Raw genomic sequence first — 10,294 nt, forward strand, 5'->3', positions numbered from 1 at the left:
CCTAGCGGCTAATCCTTCACTTTTAGCGAGTGATTTCTAGCCAACGAGTCGCACGATACTTAAAATCATAAGCAATTATCGGAAATCCTTGGTCAATGGCAGAGTAAATTGCGGGGTTAATAGCACTGAAAGTTTTACCACTACCGGGAGCGCCAATTGCCGCCGTCCCTCGTTGAACATCAGGAATATAAAAAGTAGTGCCAGCGCCTCTTTCTTGCTTAGTATCCTTGAATTTATGCTTACCTATGTAAAGTGCAGCGCTATCACATTTAGGTGAATTTATTTGTTGTAACGCCTTTTTTTTGGCAGCAGCAGTTTCTTTAGTACCTCCCCAGTAACTAGTAGCAATCTTTTTTTTATTGGAGCTATCCCCGAAAAATATTCTCATTAAAATGTAAGCACTCAACATACTTATAATTGCTAATCCACTTGGCTTAAATAAATGATGAGTGTACTTACCAATGTCGCTATGTGGATTTTGTAACTGTTCAAAATGAAATGGTTGGTTGTTTGTAGAAGTAGTCAAATTATTGCTCATCACGCAAAATTCAGGAATTAAGAATAGTTAATTAGGAACAGTAGAGGGACTACCAAAAATAATTGGGTCTTTTTCGTGATAATTGATAAACGGAACTGGCCCAATAAAGTAGGGAGTACAAGTCCGACCAACAAAAGGAATAGTCTTGCAGAAACGGAAAAACATAGCAGTGTTAACGGAACCGCTAGATTCATCTATATCCCAAACCACTTGTTTAAATGATTTACCAAAGGGATGACGACCTGTTGGCTCAAGACCACCATTAGCTACAGCTAAAATTCCATAGCCACCTTTTACTTTTTGGACTTTACCCGAAATCCATTGCGCTCCAGTGGTCTGACCAAGACCTGAAGCTTCAAAGTGGACGCAATTATGGGACTTGCAAGGGACATTAAAACCCTCTTGATAACTGCCAGAAATGCTGCGAATCCGGTTAGCTTCTATATCTCCCAATGGCAAATCTACTTGACCAACGAAAGAAAGATCCGGCTCTGGCACATTAGGAAAATTATTCCAAGATAAATCCTTTAATCCGGGGATGTCTGAAATTAGAGTATCTTGCCAATTAGCAAATTCATCAAATGATGAGTTTTCAATCCCCGGAATCGATGTCAGCTTGTATTTAGACAAATCAATTTCATTGCCGAGAGTGATATTATCTAAATTGTAATAATTAGCAACGTTACCAATTCTTTGATTAGTGCTGATACCCATTTGGCGAAAAAAGTCAGCTATTGGTGCTACACTACTGGCTGATTGATTAGCTAATTCAGGTATAGCTTTGACTAAATCGCTAAGGGTTTGAGTTTTGATTATTCCAAAATCGTCAAGCTTTAAACTATCTAAATCAATAGCTAATGCCTGAGATATCGTCGAAAGGGTAAGCTTTTCAATATTCAGATTGGCATCTTCAAAATCCCCAAGCTCCATAAAATCGCCAATACTTTGTCCAGCTTGCCAAGTTCTAGTCTGATTCCCTCTCACGGATGGGTAAGTCACATTACCAGATTCAGATACAATCATGTTTTGAAACTTCATTTTTGACCAGTCTGGAATCAAGCCATTCTTGCTACTAACAAATGGAACTTGTGCTGATGCTTTGGGCAGTATAAATCCAATTACCTGATTCATGATTCCATACTTACAAAAACTGTGAATAAACAATCCTCCTAGCAACCCAAACAATATTAAATAGCGAATCGTGTCAAAACTAATTTTGGGCGAACGCTTTGATGTTTTCATATTTGTCCAAGCTCAATTAATTTGTTAACTAATTTAAGTGAAACACCAGCTTTATCAGCAGCAGCAGGCATTTGCTCTCCACCTTGAAAATGAGTCAAGAATTGCTCAATCCGATTGTGAAGTTCATCAGATGAAGAGAGCAAACCATTACTAATCGCTACTCTCATCCCCGCTCTGATTTGTTTTATGGTGTTGATAGTTTGTACTAAGGGCGATAATCTCGGTCGAGCTACTAAAGAAAATGGCTTGTCGTTAATAATTGACACTTGACTATATTCAGGACGGGAATTAGATGGGGTAACTTGAAAGTGGTAAACTTTGCGCGAGCCAGAAGCCGTTTGAGTAATCACTGTAAGCAAAGTTGCACTTGTTTGCGGCAGTCCTGGAACCGGAACCTTTTTAATCCGGCGTAAGTGAAGTAGTCCAGCACTACTGTTTTGACAGTTCTGGTCGATTCCCTCTAAACAACCATCAGTGTCAATCAAAACTTGCGAGGGATCGTCAATCCACACCCGCTTCACCATCTCATTGACTTCATAAAATGAAATTGATACGCCTGAGCCATTCCAGACCTTAATTTTTTGCAGCTTGGCAGTACTGCCACTAACCTGAGATTGCTTTATAGTGCGGACTGTGCTTTGAGCATGGGTTTTGACTGGAACTAGACATAGACACACTGCCAAAAAAGCAGCAACCCCAAGCTGGAACGCTGTCACGAGTTTTAACTTCTTCACGGCAACTCCAGAGAACGATTCACCAAAAACGTAATCTTTGTCCCCTGTGGGATATACCAAATATTGGGACGAGCGGTGATTTGTTGGTTAGAAGCTTCTGCACGTTTACCAATGGTGTCACTAAGCTTACCAAAAGCACCTTGTAAGAATGCCCCGCCAATATTGCGCTGGCTGTTTGAAGTCGTGCTAGAGCTAAATGTCCCTGTAGCAGAATTAACTACACTGTTACTGGAATCAGATTGATTCAGGATTGCTCCTACTTGACCCAAACCACTGACTAATCCCACAGTCAAGTCAGAACCTGCAATTTCCCCTCCCTTATCTTGGAACTGTTTAGCTAGTAATGGTTTCCCACCTTCTCCTAATACAGAAATTGCACCGCTACTAATTGGGTACTCGGTGTTATCTTTGATAATGCTCGTAACTTGCACAGTTGCATAAGAGCCACGATCTATCTGTAGGGTTTCAACGGCCAATAAAGTGCCTTTATCAATTGCCACATTTCCATAGTTGTCATGCAAATCAGCCGTTAATCTGGCAACATAGCGTTTACTATCATCTGAAGCCTGCTGTTGTTGGAAGCGAGTATTTTCGCTTTGCTGCTTGATCACTGGAGTCACTAAAACACCATTTGCGAATTCCCCAACAACTAAATAGCGAGTTTTGCGCTGTTGCAGAATTTGGTTTTCTTGAGACAAGTAATTACCATCTGCTATTTGTTTATCAGATTTAGAATCGGCTAACCAACGAGGGCGAATTTTCTCAATTTCTGTGGATGTACTGTTAGAGAAGTTAGGGCGTGTTTGCTGTGTTGTATAAGCACTATTGAGTGGCTGTACTTTAATTTGTGTTGTATTCGGTGTTTGAAAGGATGTCACCTCTGTTGATATCTGCTGGTTATTTGAAGTAGGTGTATAAGCGATTTTTCCGTAAGATCCTAAGCTGCGAAGTCGATTAAATTCAGCTATCACGTCTGTTGGCGTTTCTGTTTTCGGCGTAACAGTCCTAAAAGGATTACTAATTCTTGGCAACGTTTGATTACGAGGTGGTGATGAAATAGTCGGGTTAGTTCTACTCGGAACGTAATATCGTCTAGGGCTATAACTTTGTGTTTGTGCAACAGGTGTAGCTGTTGGTGTTGGTGGTGATGCAACACTCACAGGCTTATTATTAACTTTAACTTCCTGCTTACTCTGATTAATCTTATTTAATTCATCTTCTTGCTGATTCAGCGCTAACTTAGCGTAAACATCCCCATCTGTTTGCTCAACTTGTTCTTTAGTTTCTGAAGACTTTGGTTCTTCAATAGTTTTAGTAGTATCGCGGCTATCAGGATTAAAAATCCCATTCAGCAGCCAAAATATAGCTAGGAAGGTCAATCCAAAAGGGAGTGCTATGACCAACAATCTTGACCAGGGAGAAGTAATTACTGTATGTTTAGTTGTGGCTGATGGATTATCTAATTCTCGCTCTGACGTAATTTCCCTTGGGCTGGAATCTGAACTCATTGCTGAAGATTTTAAGTCATCATCTATTTGGAGAAAATCATCTACAGTTGATGAGCTATTAATGTGAGTATTTGTCATTGTCTGTTAGCCAAATTTAAATCGACGATTTGCGTAATTTCTAATCCAGCTTGCCTGACTTGATATATTTTCTTTGCCAGAGCAGTAGTATCATTAGGGATATTTTGCGGTGTACTAATGGCTTCTACAGTAATAGTTTTGTTAAAGGGTATACCTTTGCCTGCATTATCAACTCTTGTAAAAGTAACGAGAGTAGCTACTAAATCTACTGACCATTGACCATCTTTAATTTTGCGAGGTGATGAAATGAAGCGGGGAATCAAAGATACTTGTGTATCACCGTTAAATACCCCTGCTGGGGTCATTTGAGCTAGCTTACGCAAAAATGCTGTCCGAAAATCATGCTTTTCACTGATTGCATAAGCAGCTTCATAAGAAGAAGTAGTTACTCTGCCATTAGAACGTTCAGTTCTACCTACATCTATACCAGCATCTTGTTTAGTAATGGGTTCTCCTTTTTCATTAAAAGTTTGAACAAGTCCATCCCAGTTAAACATCTTGATAAATGTGTTAGAAATAAATTTTTTAATAACTTCATCGGAGCGTTCATTCGGCTCTACTGCTTGGGCAACAACTGATTCTCCTGATGACAATTGCACTAGGGCTAACTGCTTTTTACCTAAACTACTGACTGCCCCATAATTAAGGATTTGTAGTAATAAAGAGAACAAAGCCATCGAAAATCCAGCCAGTGAAATTATTCCGATTCTAGTTGGGACAGATTTGTTATATTGCAGAAGCTGTAACGGCTCTGGTTTTGCCTTTGTAGCATTCTTTGTATTAAACATTGTCGGTTTGTTGGAGAGGGAACTCTTAACTCTTAATAGAGAACTCTTAATATAGCTATTACCTCTATTTACTGAATTTTGATACTAAACTGCCACCAGATGTTGTTATAGCTTTAGTAGCATCAATAGCTATTGTGCTATAGGTTTCAGCCGCTTTGTTGATTTGTTGAAGTACAGCTAAACCACCACCAGCAGCTAATCCAGTTGCTAAGAAAGGAGCAAAAATCCCAATTGTAAAAAGGAAGAATAGAGGTTGATCTGCTCTAGAGGTAGCAATCAATTGTCCGGCTAATCCGGCAATTACGTTGAAACAAAGTTTCGCCATTCCTACAGCGAAATAACCCGTAAGCCAAGTAAAAATTGCTTTTCCACCATAAGGTAATAAAGAACCACCTACAGCTAAAGGGCCGAGAAGTGCTGTTAACAACATCGTTAGTTCAATTGCCCATTGATAAGCTCCGTTTAAGCCAATCAATACAATGGAAACAATTTCGATGACCGAAGAACCAATATAAGCACTGAAAGGAGAAAGTATTACTTGTATAGGATTAGCCCCACCTTTAATTGCCTCTATTGGAGCTTGAATAATTCTGTCTATTTTTTGAATGACCCATGAAAACGGGCCATTTTCACCAGTAAAATAACTCGGATAGTCTTGTTGAAGTCTATCTTTAGCATCCGACAGACATTTAACAGATTCTTCTGGACTCAGAGACGAGGTTTTACAATTTTCTATTTCTTTACCAATAGCCTCACGCACCGCTTGTACACCCAAGGCTTTTTGATATGCAGCCCTTAAGTCAACACCTCTTGCTGTACGTGTTAGTATATATTGGTTTGTATTATTTATGTAATTTCTGATTCCGAGAGTACCTGAGCCTAAAGCTTTGCCATTATTTGCTAAGAGTACTATAACTATTAACACCCAGATAAAATCTGTATATGCACGTTGTTCATCGCCTGAGAGCATTTTCTTTGTCCACTCAACCATGAAAAAGACAAATGTCGCAACGGCGAACAATATACCGATTTTGCACATAGCAGCGTATAAATCACCTGTGATAGTTTCTTCCCAAGTTTGATTGAAACCTTGAGCAATAAAATCTGCTGTATTACTTGCTTGTTCTAGTAAATCTGCACCAGCAAACTGAGATCGAGCGAATAAGTAATTTTTTGAAAGCATAAGATAAGGGCGAGTTGATGAGAAAGAATCAGCAAGATGTTAAGAGTTTCCTCTCCTCGTTAATTTTCTTGGGTGGGATCTAAACGAGATATACCGATAAGTTCATGGGCCAAAGAAAGAGTACCTAATTCATTCAAATCTTGTTTTTTTCGTGCATTTGCTGTGTTTTCTGCGACTTGAGTCAGCATGAGATTGGAGTATGAATTATCCTGCCTTGCTTGCAATGAATCAGTGCGCTGTTGTGCCAACATGGAAACCACCAGACCATTTTGAGCGGCGATCGCTTTCAGGACATTTTGAGAAGCATCCATGTCTTGAGCTTGGTCAGCAATGGTTTTCGCGTCTTGAGCTATTTGTGTTGTTTTCTCTATTTTTTGATACGTATCTGCTTGCCCAGTTTTACCTACAACACTGATGATTGAAGCTCTTGTGAGTTCTCGCTCTAAATCTTGCCCCTTTTCCTTGGCGACTGGTAAAGAGTAAGTATCAGCAATCCGATTTTTAAGTTCATCGCTACTAGCAATCGGATCTGGCGCTCCCATCTCTCCGACAGTATTATCAATTGCAGCTTGAGCATCTTTCTTAATGCCAGCCCAACTTTGATCTATTTGCAATTTTGCCCAAGTTTGGATCTGGCTTACTTCACCTTTAATATCATCAACTAGAGAGCTAAAAAAGTCACTAATGACTAATCCATAACTGGGTGTAGCTAGTAATAAACTTACTACAGTAACAGAAAGTAGTACAGCAACTTTTTGACGATTCTTCATAGTTAAACCACCTTTGTTTTTTCTAATTGAAACATCAGTTTTTTACCTTCCTCAGACAACTCTTCTTCTCGAATCATCTTGATATAATCCTCAGTAAACTTGACCATTCCTAACAAAGGATTATCTTGATAATTTTTCAGAAAAAGAGTCCGTAATTCTTGCTCGTGCGGATTGTTGGCGACAGATGCCAGTAAACAGTGGGCGGGATAATAACGGCAAAAAGTTAGTTTACCGTTATCATCAAGCAACCATTGAGAATAAATTCCTGATTTTTGGGGATAGAAAGCTTCTGTACTGTTAACTCGAATGATTTCGGTGGGATATTTAAATCTCTCTATGAATGGGTCTACTGCTGAGGTTTGTATCCTCCCGACTAATCTAGTGCCAATATTTGCAAAAATCTTAGATGCTGCCTTGCTTTGATAAATACTCTCTGGCTCTTGAGCAGATAGGATTACGCGAATTCCCGCTTTTGCACCATTTGCACACAATCTACCAATCAAATCTGCAATTGATTCAAATTGAAATAAAATTGGTGCTTCATCAAGGAAGAAGATACTGACTTTCGATGCTAACGCTCGTCTGAGTGCCGCAGCATAAGCGCTCAGAGCTAAGATGGCTGCATCCGCTTCACTTGATAAATTTCTTAATGCAAAAACAAGTAATTTTGCATCAGTTCTAAAACTAGAAGGGCGAGAAATTGACTGTCCAACTCTTGTGCTTAACCAGTAACTAAGTCTCAGTCGAATTTGTTCTAAAGCTGATATTATATCTCGACTGTTACTGGCAATAGAATCTAATTTAACAAAGGCTGGGGAACAGTATTTGTAAAAGTCTTGCAGCGTTGGAGTCTCTGCCCATTCTAAAGTTCCTACTCCCGATGAGAGCGCTAACTTATAGCGCATTTTGATTTCATCATCGTTGAAAAATATTTTTAATGTTAAAGCAATGATTGACTCAATATTGGTAATCATCCCAGGTTTAACCCCAATCATGCTAGTTCCAACCACCATTGTCATCAGCACCGATTTCAAAAATTCCTTGAAATCATTCAATCTTTCATTGATAATTTCTGGTTCTAGTCCTTGCAAATTCGGTAACTCAAAAAGATTGTTGTATTCTTTAGAAATATCAAAGTAAGCCCCGTCTTTTCCTAACAAATTAGTGTAGTCAGTGAAGGTAGATGTACCATCTGGTTTGGGGTAATCTAAAGCGACAACTGGGATATCTTGGGCAAGTGCTGGTGTGAGAATTCCAGCCACCAGAACTGATTTCCCCGAACGAGTTGCACCGAAAACAGCTAGATTCTTGTGATTTTGGTACAAGTCTAGATATACAGGTGTTCCCCCCTCTTCTGCAATTAACTCAAACCCAGTCCGATCTCCTGTGGCTGTGCGAATTAAAGGCATCAGCCCTGGTGCTTCAGAACTAAAATATGGCAGTCTGCGGTTAAAAGGCTTGGTTAACAGTGGTTCCCAAACACATGGACAACACTGCAACCATGTCTTCCAGGCGTATTCTATCTCCCGGTCAACTGCCGCCGGACGCAAGAAGTAACTCGCAAGGTAACGGCAAGCTTCATCTAAAGAACGTGTTGATTGACGATGTACTAGGAAAACTACAGCCGTGTGTACAACAACATTTCCTTTATAAATCGTCTTCTGGGCTTCTACTGCTGACTCAATATTCAGTCCCGACTTGACATCAATATTACCTTTATCACTGGATAATGTCGTAGAAGTAATCGACTGTTTAGTTAGTCTTTGGAGGTTGGTTTTCGTGATTCCTTGGTTAGCTTTTGTCACCTGACAAAAAATTTCAGTATCGAAAATACTATCACGAGATATCAGTGACCAGAGATATCTTAATTGTGCCTGTTCATCTATCCAACCTCCCGGCTTTTGACTAAAATTCAACGCTCCAATATATTTATCTTGAATTTTTACCCATTTGCGATCTAAAAATGGTATAGATTGCTCATTTTCTAATAGATGATGCCGGATGTGAAAATCGCTTGTTTGGGTTTCGATTAGTCCACCTACTTCATCTATTTTTAAGGGATTAGGGATTAATGCTGGTGATGAATGGTTAAATTGCTGCCAGATTACCGTCCAGAGTTCTTCAGCACTCAAAGCTTTAATCCCCAATTTCATCTTATTATTAAGTAAATTCTCCCATGATTGAAAACCATCATTAAATGAATTTTGCAAAATGGTTTCAATTTTGGTGTTGTTAATTGAATGAATTTCTCCGGTAAAATTATACCAAGCTTTTTCTAATTTTCTAATAATAGATTCCACCAAATCTTGGCTTCGTTCATCATCAGATGTAACAGTATAAGTACACCATAACCTCAAAAATTTGTTTTTCCTAGTTCCACTTTTGGTTAAAGCTTTTATTCGTAATCTTTCACTACGGATTAAAAGTTTAAGTTGCTCGATTGAGCAATTATTCTCAATGGACTTGAGTTCCTGCTGTCGTTCATAATCGGAAGTGAATGAACCAAAATGTATGGTCAATGATTCTTGCTCCGGGATTTCCTTGAGTCCGGCTTCTATTCCCTCAAACATTGGTAACATCTGTTCGCTGCCTAAATTCGGATGAATCCCTAAGCAATCAAAACAAAATTTAATTTGAATCGATTCACCTTTTTTGAGGATCAATGCACCTATGCCTCTTCTGCCGCCTAAGTTCAAGTTACAGATCCCCGCCAAATGAATAATATCCTCAAAGGGAGTCAAGACTTTAGCAAACTCAATCTGCTCCTTTTCTAATGCTTTCTTACCTAATTTATCTGGATGTTTGGATTGTTTCTGAGGTGTCATGATGGGCGCACTAATTATGTAGTTCAACCTACTTCCTTAATCCTGGCTTCTGATCTCTGAACCCTGTGTTATTGTTCAAGGTTTTAAAAGGCATATAACCTCTGCTTAAACGAGGCACACTGACAAATTTCCCAAAAAAATCTTTATTTGTAGAAACTACCCACCAAGTAGCCCATCCCCAAGCAATACTTAATCCAGTTGCTAACCATCCTGCTTTGAATGTGTAATCAACAATAAATACATTTAATACTGCTATTACTGACCAAGGAAAAATCTGGTCGGCGGGAAATGGCCCTAATCTGGGTCTGTCTCCTAAGATCCTATTTACAGTCCGAAATTTATTTTCATTTCTCATTTTTTTAACTACTTGTTGAGATGAAGCATTTCTTGAATCTGGGCAATTTCTCCTATTCAAGAAATGCTCTAACCAAATGAAACTTGCATTTAACAGTTATCAGTGAGAGACTGATAACTGATAATTATTCACTGATTTAAGCTCCAGTAATTAAGCCAGTAACTAAATCTCCTACAAAAACTGAAAGGACAATAATTAATGGAGTTCTGGCTAATGTTTGGTTGAAGTCGATAGAAAAATCACTCTCTCTACCTCTTCTACAGAACTGGACGT

8 protein-coding genes and 1 pseudogene are annotated in these 10,294 nt (G+C 39.0%); all 9 read right to left on the bottom strand.

Going from position 1 to position 10,294, the window contains the following annotated elements; all coding sequences use genetic code 11:
- Positions 1-55 precede the first annotated feature (55 nt).
- Positions 56-538, bottom strand: a pseudogene (locus RMY27_RS34950) (type IV secretory system conjugative DNA transfer family protein); the annotation flags it as partial.
- A 27-nt stretch (positions 539-565) separates the two neighbouring features.
- Entirely contained in the window at positions 566-1,780 is a 1,215-nt protein-coding gene (locus RMY27_RS34955) for a hypothetical protein (protein WP_322669377.1), read from the bottom strand.
- Complete coding sequence (locus tag RMY27_RS34960) at positions 1,777-2,496, bottom strand: hypothetical protein (protein ID WP_322669378.1); 720 nt, start codon at positions 2,494-2,496, stop codon at positions 1,777-1,779. Before RMY27_RS34960 ends, RMY27_RS34955 begins: the two co-directional genes overlap by 4 nt.
- Positions 2,497-2,510: 14 nt before the next feature.
- Positions 2,511-4,100 carry a TrbI/VirB10 family protein gene (locus RMY27_RS34965; RefSeq protein ID WP_322669379.1) on the bottom strand — a complete coding sequence of 530 codons (1,590 nt, stop codon included), beginning with the start codon at positions 4,098-4,100 and terminating at the stop codon, positions 2,511-2,513.
- Positions 4,097-4,888 carry a hypothetical protein gene (locus RMY27_RS34970; protein WP_322669380.1) on the bottom strand — a complete coding sequence of 264 codons (792 nt, stop codon included), beginning with the start codon at positions 4,886-4,888 and terminating at the stop codon, positions 4,097-4,099. The genes RMY27_RS34965 and RMY27_RS34970 overlap by 4 nt, the downstream gene beginning before the upstream one ends.
- Before the next feature lie 64 nt (positions 4,889-4,952).
- A complete protein-coding gene (locus tag RMY27_RS34975) occupies positions 4,953-6,071 on the bottom strand; it encodes a hypothetical protein (RefSeq protein ID WP_322669381.1) in 1,119 nt (372 codons plus the stop codon).
- Between the two features lie 59 nt (positions 6,072-6,130).
- A complete protein-coding gene (locus RMY27_RS34980; protein WP_322669382.1) occupies positions 6,131-6,841 on the bottom strand; it encodes a hypothetical protein in 711 nt (236 codons plus the stop codon).
- 2 nt (positions 6,842-6,843) lie between these two features.
- Positions 6,844-9,666: a hypothetical protein gene (locus RMY27_RS34985; RefSeq protein WP_322669383.1), complete on the bottom strand. Its 2,823-nt coding sequence runs from the start codon at positions 9,664-9,666 to the stop codon at positions 6,844-6,846.
- Between the two features lie 28 nt (positions 9,667-9,694).
- Entirely contained in the window at positions 9,695-10,021 is a 327-nt protein-coding gene (locus RMY27_RS34990; protein WP_322669384.1) for a hypothetical protein, read from the bottom strand.
- Positions 10,022-10,294 lie beyond the last annotated feature (273 nt).

Source organism: Nostoc sp. DedQUE09 (genome assembly GCF_034530915.1).
In the GTDB taxonomy this organism is placed as follows: Bacteria; Cyanobacteriota; Cyanobacteriia; order Cyanobacteriales; family Nostocaceae; genus Nostoc.

Coding starts and splice junctions, on each gene's coding strand:
- RMY27_RS34955 (WP_322669377.1), bottom strand. CDS start 1,780: ATGAAAACATCAAAGCGTTCGCCCAAAATTAGTTTTGACACGATTCGC.
- RMY27_RS34965 (WP_322669379.1), bottom strand. CDS start 4,100: ATGACAAATACTCACATTAATAGCTCATCAACTGTAGATGATTTTCTC.
- RMY27_RS34970 (WP_322669380.1), bottom strand. CDS start 4,888: ATGTTTAATACAAAGAATGCTACAAAGGCAAAACCAGAGCCGTTACAG.
- RMY27_RS34975 (WP_322669381.1), bottom strand. CDS start 6,071: ATGCTTTCAAAAAATTACTTATTCGCTCGATCTCAGTTTGCTGGTGCA.
- RMY27_RS34980 (WP_322669382.1), bottom strand. CDS start 6,841: ATGAAGAATCGTCAAAAAGTTGCTGTACTACTTTCTGTTACTGTAGTA.
- RMY27_RS34985 (WP_322669383.1), bottom strand. CDS start 9,666: ATGACACCTCAGAAACAATCCAAACATCCAGATAAATTAGGTAAGAAA.
- RMY27_RS34990 (WP_322669384.1), bottom strand. CDS start 10,021: ATGAGAAATGAAAATAAATTTCGGACTGTAAATAGGATCTTAGGAGAC.